The following is a 22,278-nucleotide window of genomic DNA, read 5'->3' on the forward strand; positions in this document are numbered from 1 at the left end:
TGTAGAAATCAAAAGCTGTGACCTCCTCTAAATGACAAATTATTGTATTTTTTAGGAGGCACCACTACAATATACATAAAAAAATTAGTCACACTGCAAACTAACACGGTATAATAAATACTTAGCGTTTGTTGTATCGTTCCCAAATCATCTGTTCTGGGAGAATAATTAAAAAATATTATTTAAAGGCAAACAGATTAGTGATCATTGTACGCTATCTCATCAAAGAGATCTTTAAAACACAAATTTCTATACTCCTCATATTATTACTGATCTTCTTCAGTCAAAGTATGATACGTATCTTGGGCTCTGCTGTCGAAGGGCAGGTATCTGCCGATCTTATTTTTCCTCTGCTCGCCTTAGGCGTGCCAGATATGGCTCAGCTTATTTTGCCTTTAAGCTTATTTTTAGCACTTTTAATGGCGTTAGGAAAAATGCACACTGAGAGTGAAATAACTGCATTATATGCATGTGGCATGTCACCGAAAAGAGTTCTTTTTAGTGCGGCCTTGCTTGCTATATTAACAGGTACTGCAGCAATATTAAATGTTTCTTATTTTCTGCCCTGGTCTGCACAATATAAAACAACTCTGATTGAAAATGCAAAAAGTAATCCTACGCTTGCTGCATTAGTCCAGGGCCAATTTCAACCTACGCCCGATAGAAGTGCAGTAATTTATGTCAGTGATATTAATGGGCAAACCCTAGAAGGGGTGTTCCTAGCTCAATTGGCTCAAGTAGATAACAGAAAACCATCCATAGTTATTGCTTCTGAAGGAGAATTAAAAATAAATGATGATAACTCTCAGGAAGTGGTTTTACGTGAAGGTAAACGTTATGAAGGCACAGCCAAATCAGCAGAATTTAGAATTACTTCATTTGATACCTATCAAGCAATTATTAGCCAGCCAACCACACCTAATGAAGTAAAAAAGGATAATGTACCTATTGATGAGTTGACGTTTAAAGAATTGCTCACAAGGACTGACAGCAAAGCTAAGGCTGAGTTGCATTGGAGACTGACTCTAGTGGCTGCTATCTTTTTGATGGCTTATATTGTTATCCCTCTTAGTGAGGTGAATCCAAGGCAAGGCAGAGTGGTCAGTATGCTTCCTGCAATATTACTCTACTTGATTTATTTTCTTGCTCAAAGTTCGATTAAAACGAATGTGGCTAAAGATGCAATCAATCCTATCATTTGGGTTTGGGGAGTCAATTTCATCTATTTCCTAATCGGTGTGGTGTTAAATTACCGTCATAGTCCTCTACTTAAAAGACTCTTTTCTAAATCAGGAGTTGCCTAATGTTTGGCGTATTAGATAGATATATAGGTAAAACAATTTTAACAAGCATCCTAATGACGCTTTTTACTTTAATAGCCCTTGATGGAGTCATTAAATTTGTTGAACAATTACGACGCGTTGGTGAAGCCCAGTATGATACTTTTTCAGCTATTTTAGTTACATTAACTCTTTTGCCTAGAGACTTAGAGATTTTCTTCCCTATGGCGGCATTATTAGGTGCATTACTTGGCTTAGGCAACCTTGCTAATCGAAGTGAGCTTGTTGTGATGAAAGCCGCAGGTTTTTCTAAAATACAAATTGCCAAGTCAGTTTTAAAAACAGCACTTATTTTGATGTTTATGAATATGGCGATCGGGGAGTGGGTTGCTCCTATGTCTGAACAATTTGCTCGTAATTATAGGGCACAAAAACTTTATGGAGGAGATCTTCTTTCTACTCAAGGTAGCTTATGGGCAAGAGACAAAAATAGTTTTATTTTTATTAACCGTGTTGATAACCCTCAAATGCTCTCAGGTGTAAATATATTTAACTTTAATGATAATAAAGAACTGATTGAATTAATGCATGCAAAAAAAGCGAATTTTGATGCAGATAATGAGCGCTGGCAACTTGAACAAATCGACATAACCCAACTCGAGGATGAGAAACAAGTCTCTAATAGAAGAGAAAAAAGTCTTGATTGGTATTCTCAATTAACACCAGATAAATTAGGGGTTGTCGCTTTATCTAGTCAAGCTCTTTCTCTTTCTGAATTGTACAATTACATTTCTTATTTAAAAGAAGCAGGACAAGAAGCAAAAACCTATCAGTTAACCTTTTGGCAAAAAGTATTTGCTCCTTTTGCAGTAGTCGTCATGATGCTCATGGCGCTGTCTTTTATCTTTGGTCCTTTAAGATCTGTACCTATGGGTGTAAGGATCCTTACAGGAATATCTTTTGGATTCTTATTTTATGTCACCAATGAACTCTTTGGCAGGATAAGTCTAGTTTTTTCAATCCCACCATTTCTTGGAGCTATTTTGCCTAGCATTTTGTTTTTAAGTTTCAGTCTTTATTTATTACTTAAGAAAAAATACTAAGGCCTATCCTTGGTAACAATGTATTGGAAAAGAATTATCTTAACTAGACCGAATGGGCTAGATATAGAAAACAAATTGAAGATGCGTGCTCCAAAAATCATACTTCATGCATGCAGGGAATTTTATACCAAGCTATCCTTAAATCAATTTTAAGTGATGAAGCAATCAATGCTATTTAAAGCTTTTAGCCGCCTGCTACTACTGCTTGCAGGGAAGAAATGTTGGTTCCATTTTCCTAAACCGTAAATTGAAAAGAACTGAAAGATGAAATGTTAGGCAAAGATATGGAAAGAAGCTTACTAGAGGTTTGAGCCACCCTGTTGACAATAGACAATAAAGAAGAACAACTCTAATTGATACGATGACACGTGCGGAACTTGTTAAGATAGTTGTTCTTTATAGAGACCGTTAAAATTACCTTATAATGTTGAATTTTATTTCAAAGATAGCATTTAACCCATAAAACAACCCAAACTGGCTTATTTTAACCTTTTACCCAACACTTTTACTTCAAGAGATTATTTATTAACCTCTTGACATATACTTAATGTTTGATCCCAAAATATCAACGGCCCTAGCCACTATCGTAAAAGTTCCGGTTCCAGTATTGCCTTTGAGTTAAATCAGGACGCCTCAAAGCAACTACATGAGTAAATTCATCTTCAGTCGTCAGATTCATAATAATATCCTCATTGGATTGAGATTAAGTTCATTTTAGAGGATATAATTTTAACAATAGTTGTGTTTACCGTATTATTAACTCTTCACACCTAAGAAAAAGCCAGATTACTCTGGCTTTTTAAATTTACTCTAAATGAGTGGTTTTATCATCCCCCAAAGTCATCTAGCATAATGTTTTCATCTTCTACACCTAAATCATGTAACATTTTAATAACTGATGCATTCATCATAGGTGGTCCACACATATAGAACTCACAGTCTTCAGGAGCTGAATGTGCTTTGAGATAGTTGTCATAAAGAACATTATGAATAAATCCTGTCATTCCTTTCCAGTTATCTTCTGGTAATGGCTCAGACAAAGCAAGATGCCATTTAAAGTTAGGATTTTCTTCTTGTAGTTTATCAAATTCATCAACATAGAATGCTTCACGTAAAGAACGAGCACCATACCAAAATGTGACTTTCCTATCAGTTGATAAGCGTTTTAATTGATCAAAAATCATTGAACGCATAGGCGCCATACCCGCACCTCCACCAACAAATACCATCTCAGCTTGGGTTTCTTTCACAAAGAATTCACCAAAAGGCCCATAAACAGTTACCTTATCACCAGGTTTTAAATTAAATACCCAAGAGGACATCTGGCCAGGAGGAACAGTATCTTTTCCTGGAGGAGGGGTTGCGATACGAATATTGAATTTAACTAAACCTTTTTCATCAGGATAATTCGCCATTGAATAGGCTCTTATTACGGGCTCTTCAACTGTAGAAACAAAACGCCACAAACTAAATTTATCCCAATCACCACGATACTCTTCTTCAATATCAAAATCTTCATATTTGACCACATGAGGGGGGCATTCTAACTGCACATAACCACCTGCTCTGAAAGCAACATCCTCTCCCTCAGGCAGAGCTAAAGTGAGCTCTTTAATGAACGTAGCCACATTCGGATTAGATACGACTGTACACTCCCATTTTTTTACACCAAATACTTCTTCAGGAATTTGAATGCTCATATCCTGTTTTACTGCAGTTTGACAAGAAAGGCGGTATCCTTCTCTGATTTCATGCTTTGTAAAAGAGCCCTCTTCCGTCGGAAGAATTTCTCCACCACCTGACTTAACCACACAGCGACACTGGGCACAAGTCCCACCCCCACCACATGCTGAGGATAAAAATATATTTTGGCTTGCTAACGTTTGTAATAATTTCCCGCCAGCAGGTACTGTAATGGTTTTTTCATCATTAATAGTAATACTGACATCCCCACTTTGCACCAATTTCGAACGGGCAACTAGAGTGATTATTACCATTGAAAGTAATAAAATGAGAAAAACAACCACCGCAACAATTAAACTGCTTAACATAGTATTCTCCTTAGATTTGTACGCCTGATAAAACCATGAAACCTAATGACATCAGACCTATGGTAATAAAAGTTAAGCCTAGTCCACGGATACCTGCGGGAGGATCACTATATTTTAATTTCTCACGTATAGCGGCAAGTAATACAATAGCAAGGGCCCACGACAAACCAGAACCAACACCAAACACCACACTTTCGGTAAAGTCATAACGACGTTCAACCATAAATAAGGCTCCACCCATGATGGCACAGTTTACGGTTAAAAGAGGTAAGAAAATACCTAAGGCGTTATATAAACTAGGGAAAAATTTATCCAACAACATTTCCAGTATTTGAACCAATGTCGCAATCACACCTATATAGACAAGTAACCCCAAGAAACTTAAGTCAATCTCTGGATACCCTGCCCATGCTAAAGCTCCTTCCTTCAATACATGATTAAAGATAAGGTTATTGATTGGAATAGTAATAGATTGAACAACGACAACCGCAATACCTAAGCCTAATGCAGTTTCAACTTTTTTAGAGACCGCAATAAAAGTACACATACCTAAGAAAAAAGAAAGAGCTAGGTTTTCAACGAATATTGCTCTTACAAACAAACTGATATAATGTTCCATGATTATTGTCCCTCTTGACCTGAAGTCTGTGATGCAAGCGGGAACTGATTTTCTTCCACTTGATTTTTCTTGAAGGTTCTAAGAAGCCAAATCACCAGGCCTATGATGAAAAATGCAGAAGGTGGCAAAAGCATTAAGCCGTTAGTGATGTACCACCCGCCTTCATTAACAGGAGATAGGATAGTGAAATTAAATAGACTTCCTCGTCCAAAGAATTCACGAATAGCTCCGACAACAAATAACATTGCACTATAACCCAATCCATTTCCTAGTCCGTCCAAAAATGACATAACAGGAGGATTTGACATCGCAAATGCCTCTGCTCGGCCCATCACAATACAGTTTGTAATGATAAGTCCAACAAATACAGAGAGTTGCCGAGACACTTCAAAAGCATAAGCTTGTAAAATCTGATCAACAACAATAACCAATGTCCCGATAATCACCATCTGTACTATCATACGGATTGAATTTGGAATAAAGTTTCTAATTAATGATATAAAAAAACTAGAAAAAGCGACCACAGTCGTGAGCGCCATAGACATAACCATTGCCGTTTGTAGATTGGATGTAACAGCAAGTGCCGAACATATTCCTAATATTTGTAAACCTATAGGATTATTATTAACGATTGGTGAAGTAATTACACCAGATACTGTAGGTTTTTGTGAATTTGCAGCCATTAGTTCACTCCTTTCACAATTTCTTCAGGACTCATGGTTCTTAATTGATTGATGAAGGGTCCAAAGGCCGCCTCACCTAACCAGAATCTTACAAAGTTATTTACGCCTTGACTGGTCAGTGTTGCACCTGCTAAGCCTTGAATTTGTTGGTTAGCTACTGCTGAATTTGGATCACGCTGTTTGACAACTTCAACAACAACATCTCCTTGTTCATTAAATAACATCACACCATTCCATTGCTGACGCCACAGGATATTATCAATTTCACCACCTAAACCTGGAGTTTCAGCGTGTTTGTAAAAAATAATATTAGAAGCTTCATTCAAATTACCATCTACCGCGAGAAAACCGTAAATTTGTCCCCAAAGTCCAGGACCTCGCATAGGTAAAATGATTTTATCCAATTGACCGCTTTTATCTTTCACAATATAAACCAAACTCAAATTTTCTATACGGCCTAGTCCAGCGATATCTTGGCTTGGCTCAACAGCCATAGATTGATTTGGATTATTTGCTAAAGCCAAAGAGTCAAAATTATCAATAGACATTTCATCAGTGAACTGGCCTGTTTTTAAATTAACTAATCGAGGCACCACAAAAGTACTGTATAGTTCATTAATTTGATTACCCGTAACACGCTCAGTTTCACCGATAAGTCTTGCAACTACAAGTATACTGCGCTGTCTGTCTATCGCTCTATTTTCAGCTTGTTTATCGCTAAGTACAATAGCTGCCGTAGATACAATTACAGAACAGATAAGACAAATAATGAATGCTGCTCTTATGATTGTAAACGGTGTTTCCTTACGCACTTGATTTTCTTCATTAGCCATTACGGATACTCCTACGTTTAATGTTGGCTTTAATCACAAAATAGTCAATTAATGGCGCAACTAAGTTACCTAGTAAAATAGCTAACATAACGCTTTCAGGGAAGCTTGGGTTTAGCACACGCAGGAACACAATAGAAGCACCAATAAAAAATCCGTAGATTAACTTCCCTGTATTTGTCATAGATGCCGACACAGGATCGGTGGCCATGAAGAAGATACCTAATGCAAAACCACCTAGAACCATATGCCAGTACCAAGGCATGGCAAATAATGGGTTCGTATCAGAACCAATCCAATTAAACATATAACTCATAGCGATTAATCCAACAAAGCCGCTGAGCACAATTCGCCAAGATGCGATTCGCATAATAATGATCCCAAGACCACCAATAGCGAGTGCCAATGTACTGGTTTCACCTAATGAACCTGGCATATAGCCCAAAAATGCTTGGAGCCATGTATAATTCGCAGCTTCAATGGCCTCTACACCACCTATTTGAGCTAAAGCCAGTGGTGTAGCCCCAGAAAATCCTTGAACAGTTTCATTAACTTGCGCAGCAATCCAGATACTATCGCCTGTCATACTAGATGGATAAGCAAAGAATAAAAATGCCCTAGCGACCAAAGCAGGGTTTAGAAAATTCATTCCTGTTCCACCGAACACTTCTTTACCGACAATCACACCAAAGGCAATAGCTACTGCCACCATCCATAACGGAATGGTTGGAGGGACACTTAAAGTAAATAATGTCGCACTGACCATAAATCCTTCATGAAGAAGATGATTACGGATTTTAACAAAACTTACTTCAATAATCCCACCTACCGCAATTGCTGTGGCGAAAATAGGGAAAAAATACATAGCTCCGTGAAGCATATTAGCTAAGATGCTGCTAGGATCAAATCCAACTAACATTTGTAGTAAAGGAATGCGCCAGTTATCTTGAATATCAATTAACTGAGGATTTGCATGTAAAACTAAGTTCGCTTGATAGCCCACATTCCACCACGCAAATAACACGGCAGGAAGGGTCCAAAGGCATACCCATGACATAGCTCTTTTAAGACTTACACCATCTCTAACATGAGCAGTTGTCTTAGTTCTTAAATGCTTTTCAGTCGCATTTGAATAAATTAGATCTTTTAAAAAACTCACAATTACCCCTCCACTTCTATGCGTGTCAATTGTGCACGTAATATTGGGCCATATTCATATTTGCCCGCACATACATAGCTACAAAGTGCCAAGTCTTCTTCATCTAATTCAAGACATCCTAATTTCTGGGCCATATCGGTGTCGCCAATGATTAAAGATCTTAATAATTGAGTAGGCAGGATATCAAGCGGCATAACTAACTCATAGTTACCAAAAGGTACCATATGGCGTGGTTCGCCCTCAGTATTTGTTGTTAGATTGAGCTTTCTCTTAAATAATTTTGAAAAAAATAGGTTCATCGCTGAAAAACGTTCACCTGTTAAACGAATGTAGTCTAAAAATTCAGGGTGTTCAGCTTCTGCGATACAACTGATCTGCAAATGATATCGACCAAGAAACGCAAATGCATTTTTTGCATGACGTCCACCTAAAATTGAACCCGATATAAAGCGTGTTTTTGCTAAATCATGGCTTATTTCAGAATCAATGATTTCATTGATACATGCACCCAAAGGAACTTCAAGCAATCTAGGTTTGCTTACTACAGGCCCAGCTAAACTGATCACTCGATTAGCCCAAATGTTTCCTTCATTAGCAAGCTTACCTATCGCTATGACATCTTGATAATTTATAGACCACACCACTTTTTTCATTCCAACAGGATCGATAAAGTGGATATGTGTACCACTTAATCCAGCAGGATGCGGTCCTGTAAATTGATGCGTTTTTACATTGCTAATGGTTTGTTCAGTAACGCTTTCATCAGATTTGTGACATAAGTGCACTGGGGCTAATTTGGCAATTACCTTAACTCCAGCATCAAACTCTTTCTGGTATTTTTTTATTATAATGTTTGGATTCGCGGCTAATGGATGCGTATCCATGGCATTAATAAAAATAGAGTTAGGAACTGCATCAACAGCGGGTACTTTGCTGTAAGGTCTTGTTCTAAATGCCGTCCATAAACCTGACTTTTGTAGTAATGCACGGACATTTTCATCTGATGCTGATTCATTAAGTGGTTCAAACGTAATTTGATTGTCATCATTTAGCGTTTCCGCTTCTATTACAATCGATTGAAAGATACGTTTTTCCCCACGATTTATTGCAGTCACCTTACCTGCAGCAGGTGAAGTGAACATGATGTCTGGATTTTTTTTATCAAAAAAGAGCGGTTGCCCTTGTTTGACGCTTTGCCCTACTTCAACCAAAAATGAAGGTTTAAGTCCAGGATAATCAAAACCTATAAGAGCTTGCTGTTTGACAGTTTTGCTCTCAGTAATCGATTGAACCGGTTCACCAGCAATCGGTATATCTAAGCCTTTTGAAATACGGATCATACAAAACCTTTGTAAGCAATCAGGAGTTACAATGTTATTCAGGACTGAAACTGACTATGAGTCCTGAACGCGATAGCGCAACACAAAATAATGTTGCTTAGAGCGAGACACTCAAAATACTGAAAATTTAGGCCAAGACAGCTAAACCCTAAATTTCTAGGAAAAAATCGTATTAACAGAAGATAGGACGATTTTATAAATCGAAATTAATTGTTGTGAATTATATAATTATTTGTGGGAAGACAACACAAAAAAATCGTTACAATTCCATGTAAAACTTCACCCATCTTGCATTTATATTACAATTATGCTTGATTTTTTGATTTTTTTCAATCAATTTGCAATCAAGGAAAAGAATAAAAATCCCAATAATCAGCATTAACATCATGCTGATTCAGTTGTTCATAGAGTAATTAGATAGCGTCATAATGTAAAAAATGGGCGAAATAAGAAAAATTTCACTAATATTGCTGCAAGTGTTGTTGCTAGCAGTGCAATTATTACACCGCCTACTAAATCAATTGGTATATGCATTCCCAGATATAAGCGACTTAGCATAACGATAACCGCCCAAGCCCCCAATAAAAAAGCAAATCCATAGTTTTTTTTCGGTAAAATGTACGCACTAAAAAAAGCAAAAAAAGTGGCATAAAAAGTGTGCCCTGAAGGAAATCGATAAGATTTATCAATAATCCAGTGTTCTGCAAGATAGGGGGGTATGTTCCATGATTCAAGAGCAGGCTGGTAAATGATATGTTTGAGCACTTCTTCTTTGTTTGATCGCGTTAGTTCATAATAACTTGTCAAGTCAAAGGGCATTCCATCCTTTATCATTGATAACCAAATTAAATAAGGCCTTGGCTCAGAGGTTAGTTGCTTAATGCCCATTTTAATCGACAGTCCTACTAAAATACACAAACTGATAATCGCAAATAATCCTATTATTTGTTTTTTATTAAAAAAAAGCATTCGTCCGACAGTCAATACAACTAAGCTACCAGTCAATACTCCATAAGGGAAACTAACCGTTTCAGTCATAACAAATAGAAAAGTGAGAAAATATTGATTAAATTTCAAAGGGCTTTTCCCATACATTCCTTGTTCGCTAACAAAATAAGAAAAATCTAAATTGAACAAGATAGCCAATAGAGGGGTAATGAAGATACAGGTAAAAATAATACTAAAATACAATCGATTTTCCATTAAATGAGTTATTCTCATAGTAACACCTTCCGCTCCTTAATATATGGTTGTGAATTTATGTAATATCGTCCTTGCTAAACTTCATTTTTCTTAAAACAGGTTATGTTTTTTTTGTTTTTGTTTTTGTTTAAGCGTATATATCGACTCATTAAGCAGCAACTAAATAATAAAGGCGCATAATGCGCCTTTATTATTTAGTTGATTGGTAAAATATTTAATATATTAACATAGCTACCAAAAATATTTACTCCTCTTTTGTTTCTGTTGTTTTTTTATTGAAAACTAATCTTACAATAACGAAAAATACGGGAACAAAAAATATAACTAATAAAGTAGAGCTTATCATCCCACCTAGTACGGCAGTACCAACTGCATTTTGAGCACCTGCACCAGCTCCTGAGCTGATAGCTAATGGAATAACACCAAGCATAAAAGCAAGTGATGTCATTATTATTGGGCGATAGCGTATCTTTACAGCGGTTACTACTGCATCATACAATTTCATATTATGTTTCTCTATGCCCTCCTTAGCGAAATCGACTATCAAAATTGCATTTTTTGCAGCCAGTGCAATCGTTGTTAAAAGGGCCACAATAAAGTAAACGTCGTTATTTAACCCCCTTGAGTATCCCGCGACGACCACACCTAGCACACCAAGTAATACAGACAACATAACGGCAAAAGGAATAGACCAGCTTTCGTAAAGTGCAGCTAAACAGAGAAAAACCATGATACTTGCTAAGGCAAATAAGGCAGGTAACTGATTACCTGAGGCTTGTTCTTGAAAAGACATACCACTCCAAGCTACATCTACGCCATCAAATTGATTGGCAATACTTTCAACTAAATCCATCGCTTGACCAGAACTGACCCCATTAGCTTGTCCAGTAATTTTCAAGGACGGATTACCGTTAAAACGCTCTAAACGTTGGGGTCCAACTTGCCAGCTAGCCGTTGAAAACTCAGCAAAGGAGATCATCTCACCTTGGTTATTTCTAACATACCACTGATTAATATCTTGCGGTAACATCCTTTGTGGTGCTTCACCTTGAACCATTACTCGTTTTACATCTCCTCTATCAATAAAATCATTAACATAGGTACTCGCAAGAACGGTTGTAAGGGTCGCATTAATATCAGCAAGTGAAATTCCTAGGGCAAAAGCCTTCTGCTCGTCAATATTGAGCTTAAATTGTGGTGCAGGAGGTAATGACTGGGCCCGAACTTCTTGCAACTGTCCGCTGCCATTTGCCTGTTGAGATATTTGAGCTTCTATTTCACGCAGTCTGTCTGTACCAATATTACTAACATCCATCAATTCCATTGAAAAACCTGTCGCATTCCCAAGTTCAATAATTGCAGGAGGCGCAGAGGTGAAAATAAATAAAGGGGCTTTTATTTTACTCAGCGCATCGTTTGCTCTATTGGCAATTTCACTGGCAGAATTAGCGGAACCTCGCCTTTCACTCCAATCTTTCAAACGAAGAAACACCAAACCGGTACTCTGTCCACGACCAGAAAAACCAAACCCATTAACTGTAAACACTGATTCAATATTATCTTTTTCTTCAGTAGCAAAATAGTGGTTAATTTCTTCTAATATTTTTTGCGTTGATTCTTGGGTAGTCCCAGCAGGCATTTGCACCCCAGCAATCAAGATCCCTTGATCTTCTTCAGGTAAAAAGTCTTTAGGAATATTCGTGAACATAAGAAAACCAAGGCCTAGTAATACCAGATAAATCACACCAAAGCGTTTCACTTTGCGTACCATGCTTGCCACACTACCAGTATAGTGGTTAGTATTTTTTTCAAATGCGCGATTAAACCAACCAAAAAAACCAGGCTGTGTCGCAAAATCGACATGTTGAGGTTTTTTAAGTAAAAGAGCGCACATTGCAGGCGAAAGGATAAGTGCAACAAAGGTTGAAATTGTATAGGAAGCTATGATAGTTAATGCAAATTGCCTATATATCTCGCCTGTCGCCCCTCCAAAAAACATCATTGGCATAAATACAGCTATAATTACTAATGCAGTCCCTATTAAAGGTCCCTGAATTTGTCCCATAGATTTTTTAGTGGCTTCTCTTGGAGGTAATCCTTCTTCAAGCATAATACGCTCAACATTTTCTACCACAACAATCGCATCATCTACCAGAAGCCCTATAGCAAGTACCATAGCAAACATTGTTAAAGTATTAATGCTATAACCAAATGCTTGTAACACGGCAAAAGTACCAAGTAATGTCACTGGTACAGCGATTGTAGGCACTAAAGTTGCTCTGACATTTTGTAAAAAGAGGTACATTACGATGATAACTAAAATAATCGCTTCAACTAGTGTTCTTGTTACTTCTTTTATTGATAATTTAACAAAAGGCGTTGTGTCATAAGGATAAACAATTTTTAAACTGGGCGGGAAATTTCGCTCTAAACGCACCAATTCTTCTTTAACTAATGCAGCTGTATCTAATGCATTAGCGCCAGTGGCCAAAGTGACACCAACACCTGAAGCAGGGCTACCATTATATCTCGCTAAAATAGCATAGTTTTCACCGCCTAGTTCTATCCTTGCAACATCAGCAAGAGTCACTTTTGAACCATCCGCTTCTGATTTTAAAATAATTCGACCAAACTCTTCTGGTGTTTGAAGTAAGGATTGAACTAGTATCGGTGCATTTAACTGCTGGCCTTCAATAGCAGGTGTACCACCTAATTGACCTGCCGCCACTTGATTATTTTGAATTCTGATAGAATTGAGAACATCTTGGGTAGTTAAGTTAAAACTATAAAGTTTATCCGCATCAAGCCAAATTCTCATGGCATAACGAGAACCAAATTGAATGATATTACCTACACCGGATACACGGCTCAGTGGGTCTTGAACATTTGAGCTAATAAAATCAGAGATATCATCTTGAGTCATACTACCATCTTCGGAGATAAACCCAACAACCATCATCATACTATCGCCTGATTTAGAGACGTTTATTCCCTGTTGCTGTACTACTTGAGGCAATAATGAAGTAACCCTTTGCAGCTGGTTTTGTACTTGAACTTGTGCTATATCAGGGTCTGTGCCATTCTCAAATGTAATAGTAATCGCTGAGTTACCTGCAGAGTCACTGGTTGAACTCATATACAAAAAGTTATCCAGACCATTCATGTTTTGCTCTATCAACTGAGTTACCGTATTTTCAACAGTCACCGCATCCGCACCAGGATAAGTCGCTTCAATACTGACAGTAGGGGGAGCTATCGGTGGATATTGTGAAATAGGTAATTTAACGACAGCCAACGCGCCAAAGAGCATGGTAATGATTGATAAAACCCAAGCAAATATGGGACGATCAATAAAAAAACTAGACATACTTTTAAAATCCTATGATTATGAAATAATTCGGATTAATCGTTTTATTCTTAGAACCCCATAAGTCTAAACGATGTGGGTTATAAGACTAACTACTCTGCAAATTCTTATAGGTGAAAAATATTTTTAGGACTCTTAAGACTCTTTAGGTTTTTCTTCACTCTTCGCTTGTGTTGGAGGTGCATTAGGATCCTCTTCAATAGCCGTCACAGTCGGGTTATCCTTATTTAGAAACCTGAGGTTTGCTAATCCTGAAACCAACACCCTTTCTCCAGCTTTCACGCCCTCAGCAACAAGCCACATGTTTCCCTCAGCCCTATCAATTTTTAAGACTCTAGGCTCTATAGTATTTTCCTTGGTGACAACAATCGTTGTCGCATCTCCCGATGGCGTTCTGGAAACAGCTTGTTGGGGGATAAGTACTGCATTTTCAATTACACCTTCATCTATTACAGTACTGACAAACATACCGGGTAATAAAGTTTGATTAGGATTTGGGAAAATGGCCCTGAGAACAACAGCACCTGTAGAGGGATTGACATTGATGTCTGAAAAACTGACTTCACCTGTATGCGAATAGATATCGCCGTTCTCTAATTTAAGAGAAACTTTAACCACATCAGCTACTTTAAGTTCACCTGCTGCAATTTTGTTTCTAAGATATTGATAGTCTCTACTTGACTGAGGAATATCTATATACACAGAATCTAACTGATTGATTGTTGCTAATGCTTGCGTTTGAGAGCTGCTAACTAATGCGCCTTCCGTAAAATGAGAACGCCCGACTCTACCATCTATAGGTGCAAGCACTTTGGTGTAATCTAAATTAATTTTTGCATTATCAAGTGCACCTTCTGCTTGTTTCACTGCGGCATCAGCTTGACGTTTAGTGGCCAAAGCGCTATCAAAATCTTGTCGACTGACAGATTTATTTGCTAGAAGAGATTGAAATCTGCTTACAGTGATACTCGCAATTTCAGCGCTTGCTTTAGCTGCAGCTAAATTACCTTCAGCACTTCTGACAGCAGCCTCAAATGGAGCAGGATCGATTTGATATAGAGAAGTACCTGCTTTTACATCAGCTCCTTCCTCAAAATGTTTTTTTAAAAGCACCCCACTCACCTGAGGTCTTATTTCAGCAGTTCTATAAGCTAACACCCTACCTGGTAAGTTACTTTGAAGTGTAAATGATTGTGCTTTTAAGGTATACACACCTACTTCAGGTCCTTTGGCTTGATTTTCTTGTTGTTGGCAGATTGCTTTAGAACCGAAACCTAGACTTGCTTTTATATTACACCACGTTGCTCCGTTACACCCTGCTAAAAGTAGCGAACCACCAATCACGCTTGAAAAGAAGACTATTTTTTTTAATTGCTTAAAATTACTATGACCACGCATGTGTTAGCCTCAACTATTTTTAAATTAAGAATGCTATTTATTTCTATAATTTCCCTCAAATGAAGAGAGAATTCCGACTGAATCAATTTATTCGGCTAATACAAAAACTTTACTCGATTTCTATTAACTAACAACTCTCTATTAGATATAAACTAACCATTTATCAGGTTCTAATAAAGATAATTTAACGTTTAGTCCTTTAATCATTCAGTTTGTTGCTTATCACGATTATTGACTCTTAAACAGATACTTTTAGTTTTAATGAGATCAACTCAATATACCGCAAATTGTTAAAACATTAGTATACAATAATAGGCTCTGACTATACATTAGCTGTACACCTAATGTATAGTCAGTCATTACAATTGAATTGATTTTAAATAATTCATTGATAGTTACCTAAGTTATAATAACACAAAATATCACCAGATTATAACGTAAGCAAAGTAGGATACAAATGTTTCATTGCGTTAGTATCGAATTCTTTAATAATGCTATCCTATTTTAACGCATTAAATTTGCGCACCAATTCAAGTATTTTTTATTTTTTTCAACGTATTTATTGCATTTAAAGAAATATAGCTATACATTTATCATCTTATGCTTTAATCAAAGAAATTTATATAATTGAGTGGAGAAAATAGTATTTTAATTGCCACGTTTGATTATCTTATTGATTTATCCATAACTTGGAACATCAATATTTTATCGTCTAATATTACTTTAAATCAGTTTAGGAGACATGCTAAATGCCTAGCCAGTCGCTTGATTACATTAAATCAACCATTAAAACAATACCTAACTATCCTAAAGAGGGTATCTTGTTTAGAGATATCACTAGCCTTTTAGAAAACCCTGAGGCTTATCAATTGACGATAGATCTCTTTTTTGAACACTATAAAAACCGAGGAATTACCAAAATACTTGGCGCAGAAGCTAGAGGTTTTTTATTTGGTGCCCCCTTGGCTTTAGCATTAAAAATACCATTTATTCCAGTACGTAAACCTGGTAAATTACCCAGAGAAACATTCAGCGAAGAGTATGTGCTTGAGTACGGAACGGATAAATTAGAAATTCATACCGATGCACTTACACCTGAGGATAAAGTATTAATTGTCGATGATTTACTTGCTACCGGTGGTACTGTCGTTGCAACAAGCAACCTTGTAAAAAAAGCGGGCGCCGAAGTAGTGGGTGCTGCTTTTGTAATAAATTTACCAGACATAGGTGGATTAGCGCGTTTGGAATCAGAGGGCATAGACTGCTATTGTCTGACTGATTTTGAAGGTCATTAATTCATCTCTCTATATATTGACATGTCGATTTTTTGAACTTTTTATTCATTTAATGAAGCAGTTAAGGAATACACAGTGAGTTATCAAGTCTTAGCAAGAAAATGGAGACCACAAACTTTTGAACAAGTGGTTGGGCAGGTGCATGTGCTTAAAGCACTTGCTAATGGCCTTAAACATGGCAGAGTTCATCATGCTTATTTATTTTCAGGTACTAGAGGTGTTGGAAAAACCAGTATTGCTAGACTTCTTGCTAAGGGTTTAAACTGTGAAAAAGGCGTTACGGATACACCTTGTGGTATATGCCAAAATTGCAAAGAAATAGAAAAAGGACGTTTTGTTGATTTATTAGAAATCGATGCTGCTTCTAGAACTAAAGTTGAAGATACAAGAGAATTATTGGAAAACATCCAATATGCACCAGTGAAAGGACGATTTAAAGTTTATCTTATAGATGAAGTGCATATGCTGTCAAAGCATAGCTTTAATGCACTTTTAAAAACGCTCGAAGAACCACCTGAGCATGTAAAATTTTTACTTGCGACTACTGATCCACAAAAATTACCTATCACCATTCTATCACGCTGCTTACAATTCAATCTTAGGGCGATGGACATTGGGCAAATTACCGAACAGCTGAGTTATATACTAACAGAAGAAAAAATACCGTTTGATATAAAAGCGCTTCAGCTATTAGCTCGAGCTGCTGAAGGCAGTATGCGTGATGCACTTAGCTTAACGGATCAGGCGATTGCTAGTGGAGAGAACCAGGTACTTGCTGATGCTGTTATTAACATGCTTGGCATGTTAGATGAAGAACAGCCTATTGCGATTGTTGATGCTTTAATTCGAGGTAACACAATAGAGCTGTTTGAGCAAATTCGTTTAATTAATGAAAAAGGCAACTCTTGGCGCGAAGCGCTACTTGAAATCACCTCAATTTTGCATCAAATTGCATTGATTCAAATGATTCCCTCTGCACTTGAACCGCACTACGCTCACCATGAAATGAAGCTAAAAGACTTAGCAAGGATAGTAACCCCAACTGATTTACAAATATTTTATCAAATCATGATTTTAGGACAAAAAGAGTTACCCTATGCACCAGATCCTAAAATGGGGGTAGAAATGACTTTACTGCGGGCATTAGCCTTTCATCCGCATAAAATACCGAAACAAGAAGTCAAAAATTCTGAGGGTACGAGCAATTTAACCCAAAATAGTTCTGTTAATAAACAAGCAATAGATTTTTCACCAAGCATACAATCGACTCATAGTCCTGAGCTTAGAAACTCCCCTGGTAGTTATACTCCAGTACCTATAACAAACCATTCTCCTCCCCCTACTGAGATTTCATCTGGTGCTCATTTATTAAATGAAGTGAACATTGTGATGGATCCCAACACGGCAAGTTCTCCTCAAGATCCTTCAATAGCAGAAACAGAAAAAATCACTCTCTCCCCTACAGAGCACTTATTGAGAGCAAGAGAAAAAATAAAACAAGCCCATGCTAGAGGTTCTGAAGAAAAAAAGTCCTTAAGGACTGAGCAGGTTGCTCAGTCTATACCTACCTCAGAGTCCGAAGATCGATCTATTGAGTCGTTGCATGCATCAAAAACAGCAAATGAATTAATCGATGACTCTAAGCTAAATAAGAATCTGTCAAATGACGCTCAATCCAAAATACAGTTTACGGGCACTAAAATAGATATTCCTCACAAAAATCAGCAAGCTTCTGCACAACTCACCTTAGATGAGAAGATTGCAGTACATCAAAAGTTAATTAACCAAATAGAGGATGAAGATGAGATAAACACACCGGACGAATATCAGTGGACGGCTTCACAAATCGAGGATAGCGACTTATTAAATAGCTCTATCAAAGAGTTAAAAAACTCATTTGAAACAGACAAAACGCCTGAGGTACAAAAAAAACTCATCGAGATGGCACAGCAAAGGGATACATGGGCGAAACTGATAAACGAATTAACTCTACCTAAATTGGTTGAACAACTTGCTCTCAATAGTTTTTTTGAAAAAAATGGGCAACATGTGAAAATTTCGTATCGTACAAGCCACCAACATTTAGCTCATAATGGCGCAAAGCAAAAAATACTCGATGAATTAAGTGCATTTTATAAAGAAAGAATTGAGATAAGCTGGGATAACTCAGATGATAAGACTCACATAACCCCATTCGAAATAAGGCAAGAAATATACAAAGAACTTCTTAATGAAGCAAAGGAACATATTCATGGCGATCCACAGCTAAAAGTACTTTGTAATTTCTTTGATGCTAATATAGAAGAGGAGAGTATAAGACCTATAGCTTGAGTGTTGCAAAAACAAATGATTAGAATTTTGCCTTTGAAATTCATTATTTTTTGTAAGCTATACTTTTTAAGTATAAAAAATGATAGTATTACACCCATGTGAAAAGAGCGACAAGTAGGATTTGATTATTTTAGATGGTATTCATTTTCGTCTGTTTATTCGCTTAAACCCTCTTTGTAAGAGTGTGCCAAAACACATTTGAATATTTAATTTTTGAATAAACAGTAACAGTCTACCTACCTTAATTGACAATCTTAAAATTATCACTAAATAACATTAATATATATTACTAAGGAGAACACTATGTTTGGTAAAGCAGGAATGGGTGGTTTATTAAAGCAAGCACAACAAATGCAAGAAAAAATGCAAAAAATGCAAGAAGAAATCGCGCAATTAGAAGTCACAGGCGAATCTGGTGCAGGCATGGTCAAAGTAACAATCAATGGCGCGCATAATTGCAAGCGTGTAGAAATTGATCCAAGCTTAATGGAAGACGATAAAGAAATGCTAGAAGATCTGATTGCAGCAGCTATCAATGATGCAGCAAGAAGAGTTGAAGAAACACAAAAAGAAAAAATGGCGAGTATTTCAGGTGGAATGCAATTACCTCCTGGTATGAAATTTCCATTTTAATCAATTAAACATTTACGTGTCCTAACCTAATAGATAATATGCAAACAAGCGTACTTTTAGAAAATCTGATGCAAGCATTACAATGCCTACCTGGTGTTGGGCCTAAGTCATCTCAACGAATGGCATTTCATTTATTGCAACGCGATAGACGAGGTGGACTGAATTTAGCAAATGTTTTATCTCAAGCGATGGATGAGATTGGCCATTGTATTGATTGCAATACATTTACTGAATCAACTCAGTGCCATATTTGTGCCAGCGTTAAGCGACAATCAAACAAGACACTGTGCATTGTTGAAACGCCAGCAGACATTCATGCTATTGAGCAAACTGGGCAATTTTCAGGGCGCTATTTTGTACTCATGGGTCATTTATCACCACTTGATGGTATAGGGCCCAAAGAATTAGGATTAGATAAGCTGGCTAAGCGGTTAATAGAAGAAGAGATTACTGAAGTTATTTTAGCGACAAACCCTACAATTGAAGGGGAAGTTACTGCTAATTATATAGCACAAATTTGTTTAGAGTGTGATGTCACTGCAAGTCGGATTGCTCATGGAATTCCTGTGGGTGGAGATTTAGAGATGGTTGACAGCACCACTCTTTCTCATTCTTTTGTAGGAAGGACTAAAATACTTAACAATTAAAAGTTTTTATCGCTTAGCTTATTTAACTAGGCGATAATATTGCGAATATTTTATAGACAACATCTATAAATAAAATTTATCTCTTAGCTATCTTAACCCATTTCACGCGATTATCTTCGACTTCTTGGACTATGAACTCATATTTTGCAATAACGATAATCTCTCCGACTGCTGGAATAGATTCGAAATACTCCAGAATTAATCCATTGATAGTTTTTGCCTCAGTTATCGGTAAATCTAGATGATATACTTTATTTATCTCTCTCACATGGGCACCACCATCTATTAACAACAGACCATTGCCTAGAGATTTTACCTCTTCTTGAATAGAAGGCGAGATAGAAGTCGTATATTCACCTATGATCTCTTCTAAAATATCTTCAACAGCGACTAATCCTGTGATGTCACCATATTCATTCACAACCAAACCTAATTTTTTCTTTTGTTGCTGAAATTCAATTAATTGTTGCTTAAGTGTAGTACTTTCCGGAATAAAATATGGTTCATCTACCGCCCTAAGCAAATAAGGTTTATCAAAATCATTTTCAGCCAATAAACGGTATGCTTCCCTTACTCTCAAAATACCGATTACGTCGTCTAAAGAATCACGATATAAAATGATTCTACCGTGAGGTGAATGTGTTAATTGCTTTAAAATTACCTTCCACTCATTATTAATATCGATACCTATAACTTCATACCGGGGCTTCATCACATCGCTTACAGTTAATTTATCTAAATCTAAGACAGATAATAGCATGGATTGATCTTTCTCATGCAGCTCTTCAGCTGATTCATTAACTATCGATTTTAATTCATCAGGTGTAAGAGCATTGCTTCCCATGCTGACTTCTTTGATCCCTAATATTTTCAGTAAAATTCTACTCATTACATTTAGGCAGATAATCAATGGAAGCAAAGTGGTACGCAAAGGGCTCAAAATAAAGCTCGCAGGAAAGGCAATTTTTTCTGGATAAGCAGCAGCAAAAGTCTTTGGGATTATCTCAGAAAATAGCAATACAATGAATGTTAACACACCAGTAGCTATCGCAACGCCTAAGTCCCCTGAAAGTCTATGGCCTAAATCTGCAGATAACACCGAAGCTAAAATATTTACGATATTATTTCCTATTAACAGCATACTGATGAGTTCATCTGGTCTTTGTAATAATTTTTCAACGCGGATAGCGCCTTTGTGTTTTTGAGTGACTAGATGTTTTAATCGATAACGATTAATTGATAGAATGCTGGTTTCAGAAGAAGAGAAAAAAGCAGATAAGAGCAATAATAATAAGATGATAATAAATGTTGCTGGAGTTGATAAAAAAGCCAATTATGTCCCTCCTTCAATATCCAATAAGTAAACGATTGCCTATATAAGCTAAGGACAATAGAATTATACCTAAATAATTAATTCTAACTACTCTAATCCCTCTCCATCCAAAGAAATGATGTCCAAGGATAAGACAAAAATAGACACACCAAGCAGTGCTTGCCAATAATGTTTTATGTACATTATGTGGACCAAATGGATCCGGTAAAAATACAAATCCAACAAAAAGAGTGATAGTTAAAAATCCTAGTCCTACATAAATCAAATTCAGCAGGCGTCTTTCAATTTGCAAGAGTGGAGGGATGGGTTTCCCCATGGGCAAATTTTTATGTTTGAGTCTGTAATTTATCCAGCCTAAGAATGTTGCGTATAAGACACATATAAATAATGTACTGTACGCTAGTAGTGCCATACCAATGTGGATCAGCAAAAGAGGTGTAGCATCTAAATGTAATACAAAGCTCACTGGGAAAAAAGCAGTTAATATCAAATTAATTAGAGCAAAACTAAAAGCAATTGGAAGTAATTGCCAGCCTTTATCCTTTGCACTGATAAATATAGCCGCTATCGAAAGTAAGATACTGACAAAAGAACCGATATTCAAAAGTCCTAACTCAATATTATCACTACGTAATACAATTCGCTCATGAAGATAGATCCCATGATTTACTAATGCTATTGAGCCTGTGATTAAGAGAAGCTTTCGATAATAGCTTTTAGGATTTAATATCGCGGGTAATATCAGGCCAATACTAAATAAGTAAGCCAGCAAGGATATAGCAGTTATATAAGAACTCATCATTAAAACTCATCGACTCCAAAGAGACAAATATGCACTAAATTAGTTAGCTTCTATCATAACATTTTTTTTGGTAGCTGTAACGCAAAAAGCCCTGTATTTCTACAGGGCTTTTTGTGTTTTAATTTTAATTATTTATCATCTAACTTTTGATTTTATCTTTGACTTAGTTTTAAGTACTAATTTAGTTTTAAGTCAGTTAGATTT

17 protein-coding genes are annotated in these 22,278 nt (G+C 36.7%); 6 read left to right on the plus strand and 11 right to left on the minus strand.

What is annotated here, in order from left to right; all coding sequences use genetic code 11:
• Nucleotides 1-200 precede the first annotated feature (200 nt).
• Nucleotides 201-1,304, plus strand: coding sequence for an LPS export ABC transporter permease LptF (gene lptF, locus ACFFIT_RS10520; RefSeq protein ID WP_385877624.1), 1,104 nt, complete (start codon nucleotides 201-203; stop codon nucleotides 1,302-1,304).
• Nucleotides 1,304-2,383, plus strand: coding sequence for an LPS export ABC transporter permease LptG (gene lptG, locus ACFFIT_RS10525; RefSeq protein WP_385877625.1), 1,080 nt, complete (start codon nucleotides 1,304-1,306; stop codon nucleotides 2,381-2,383). Before lptF ends, lptG begins: the two co-directional genes overlap by 1 nt.
• Before the next feature lie 827 nt (nucleotides 2,384-3,210).
• Here the strand turns inward: lptG and nqrF are convergent.
• From nqrF to ACFFIT_RS10570, 9 genes are all read right to left on the minus strand, one after another.
• Nucleotides 3,211-4,434: an NADH:ubiquinone reductase (Na(+)-transporting) subunit F gene (gene nqrF, locus ACFFIT_RS10530; protein WP_385877626.1), complete on the minus strand. Its 1,224-nt coding sequence runs from the start codon at nucleotides 4,432-4,434 to the stop codon at nucleotides 3,211-3,213.
• Between the two features lie 10 nt (nucleotides 4,435-4,444).
• Nucleotides 4,445-5,053, minus strand: a complete 609-nt coding sequence (gene nqrE / locus ACFFIT_RS10535; RefSeq protein ID WP_385877627.1) for an NADH:ubiquinone reductase (Na(+)-transporting) subunit E — start codon at nucleotides 5,051-5,053, stop codon at nucleotides 4,445-4,447.
• Nucleotides 5,054-5,055: 2 nt separating this feature from the next.
• Entirely contained in the window at nucleotides 5,056-5,736 is a 681-nt protein-coding gene (locus tag ACFFIT_RS10540) for an NADH:ubiquinone reductase (Na(+)-transporting) subunit D (protein ID WP_385877628.1), read from the minus strand.
• Nucleotides 5,736-6,569, minus strand: coding sequence for a Na(+)-translocating NADH-quinone reductase subunit C (locus ACFFIT_RS10545; RefSeq protein WP_385877629.1), 834 nt, complete (start codon nucleotides 6,567-6,569; stop codon nucleotides 5,736-5,738). The genes ACFFIT_RS10540 and ACFFIT_RS10545 overlap by 1 nt, the downstream gene beginning before the upstream one ends.
• Nucleotides 6,562-7,725 carry an NADH:ubiquinone reductase (Na(+)-transporting) subunit B gene (locus ACFFIT_RS10550; protein ID WP_385877630.1) on the minus strand — a complete coding sequence of 388 codons (1,164 nt, stop codon included), beginning with the start codon at nucleotides 7,723-7,725 and terminating at the stop codon, nucleotides 6,562-6,564. Before ACFFIT_RS10550 ends, ACFFIT_RS10545 begins: the two co-directional genes overlap by 8 nt.
• Before the next feature lie 2 nt (nucleotides 7,726-7,727).
• The gene (locus ACFFIT_RS10555) at nucleotides 7,728-9,065 is read right to left on the minus strand and encodes a Na(+)-translocating NADH-quinone reductase subunit A (RefSeq protein ID WP_385877631.1); all 1,338 of its coding nucleotides are present in this window, start codon (nucleotides 9,063-9,065) and stop codon (nucleotides 7,728-7,730) included.
• A gap of 423 nt (nucleotides 9,066-9,488) precedes the next feature.
• Nucleotides 9,489-10,286: a phosphatase PAP2 family protein gene (locus ACFFIT_RS10560; RefSeq protein ID WP_385877632.1), complete on the minus strand. Its 798-nt coding sequence runs from the start codon at nucleotides 10,284-10,286 to the stop codon at nucleotides 9,489-9,491.
• Between the two features lie 226 nt (nucleotides 10,287-10,512).
• Complete coding sequence (locus tag ACFFIT_RS10565; protein ID WP_385877633.1) at nucleotides 10,513-13,635, minus strand: efflux RND transporter permease subunit; 3,123 nt, start codon at nucleotides 13,633-13,635, stop codon at nucleotides 10,513-10,515.
• A gap of 135 nt (nucleotides 13,636-13,770) precedes the next feature.
• Nucleotides 13,771-15,033 (minus strand): efflux RND transporter periplasmic adaptor subunit, encoded by a 1,263-nt coding sequence (locus ACFFIT_RS10570; RefSeq protein ID WP_385877634.1) that lies wholly within the window; start codon nucleotides 15,031-15,033, stop codon nucleotides 13,771-13,773.
• Nucleotides 15,034-15,782: 749 nt separating this feature from the next.
• Here ACFFIT_RS10570 and apt point away from each other — a divergent pair.
• From apt to recR, 4 genes are all read left to right on the plus strand, one after another.
• A complete protein-coding gene (apt, locus tag ACFFIT_RS10575; RefSeq protein WP_385877635.1) occupies nucleotides 15,783-16,328 on the plus strand; it encodes an adenine phosphoribosyltransferase in 546 nt (181 codons plus the stop codon).
• 75 nt (nucleotides 16,329-16,403) lie between these two features.
• Complete coding sequence (gene dnaX, locus ACFFIT_RS10580) at nucleotides 16,404-18,659, plus strand: DNA polymerase III subunit gamma/tau (RefSeq protein ID WP_385877636.1); 2,256 nt, start codon at nucleotides 16,404-16,406, stop codon at nucleotides 18,657-18,659.
• A gap of 303 nt (nucleotides 18,660-18,962) precedes the next feature.
• The gene (locus ACFFIT_RS10585; RefSeq protein ID WP_385877637.1) at nucleotides 18,963-19,292 is read left to right on the plus strand and encodes a YbaB/EbfC family nucleoid-associated protein; all 330 of its coding nucleotides are present in this window, start codon (nucleotides 18,963-18,965) and stop codon (nucleotides 19,290-19,292) included.
• 38 nt (nucleotides 19,293-19,330) lie between these two features.
• Nucleotides 19,331-19,939, plus strand: coding sequence for a recombination mediator RecR (recR, locus tag ACFFIT_RS10590; protein ID WP_385877638.1), 609 nt, complete (start codon nucleotides 19,331-19,333; stop codon nucleotides 19,937-19,939).
• 76 nt (nucleotides 19,940-20,015) lie between these two features.
• Here the strand turns inward: recR and ACFFIT_RS10595 are convergent, their stop codons facing one another.
• Both ACFFIT_RS10595 and ACFFIT_RS10600 read right to left on the minus strand, forming a co-directional pair.
• A complete protein-coding gene (locus ACFFIT_RS10595; protein ID WP_385877639.1) occupies nucleotides 20,016-21,272 on the minus strand; it encodes a CNNM domain-containing protein in 1,257 nt (418 codons plus the stop codon).
• 13 nt (nucleotides 21,273-21,285) lie between these two features.
• Entirely contained in the window at nucleotides 21,286-22,074 is a 789-nt protein-coding gene (locus ACFFIT_RS10600; RefSeq protein ID WP_385877641.1) for a cytochrome C assembly family protein, read from the minus strand.
• Between the last annotated feature and the right edge of the window lie 204 nt (nucleotides 22,075-22,278).

This window comes from Thorsellia kenyensis, assembly GCF_042432445.1.
GTDB classification, from domain to species: domain Bacteria; phylum Pseudomonadota; class Gammaproteobacteria; order Enterobacterales; family Thorselliaceae; genus Thorsellia; species Thorsellia kenyensis.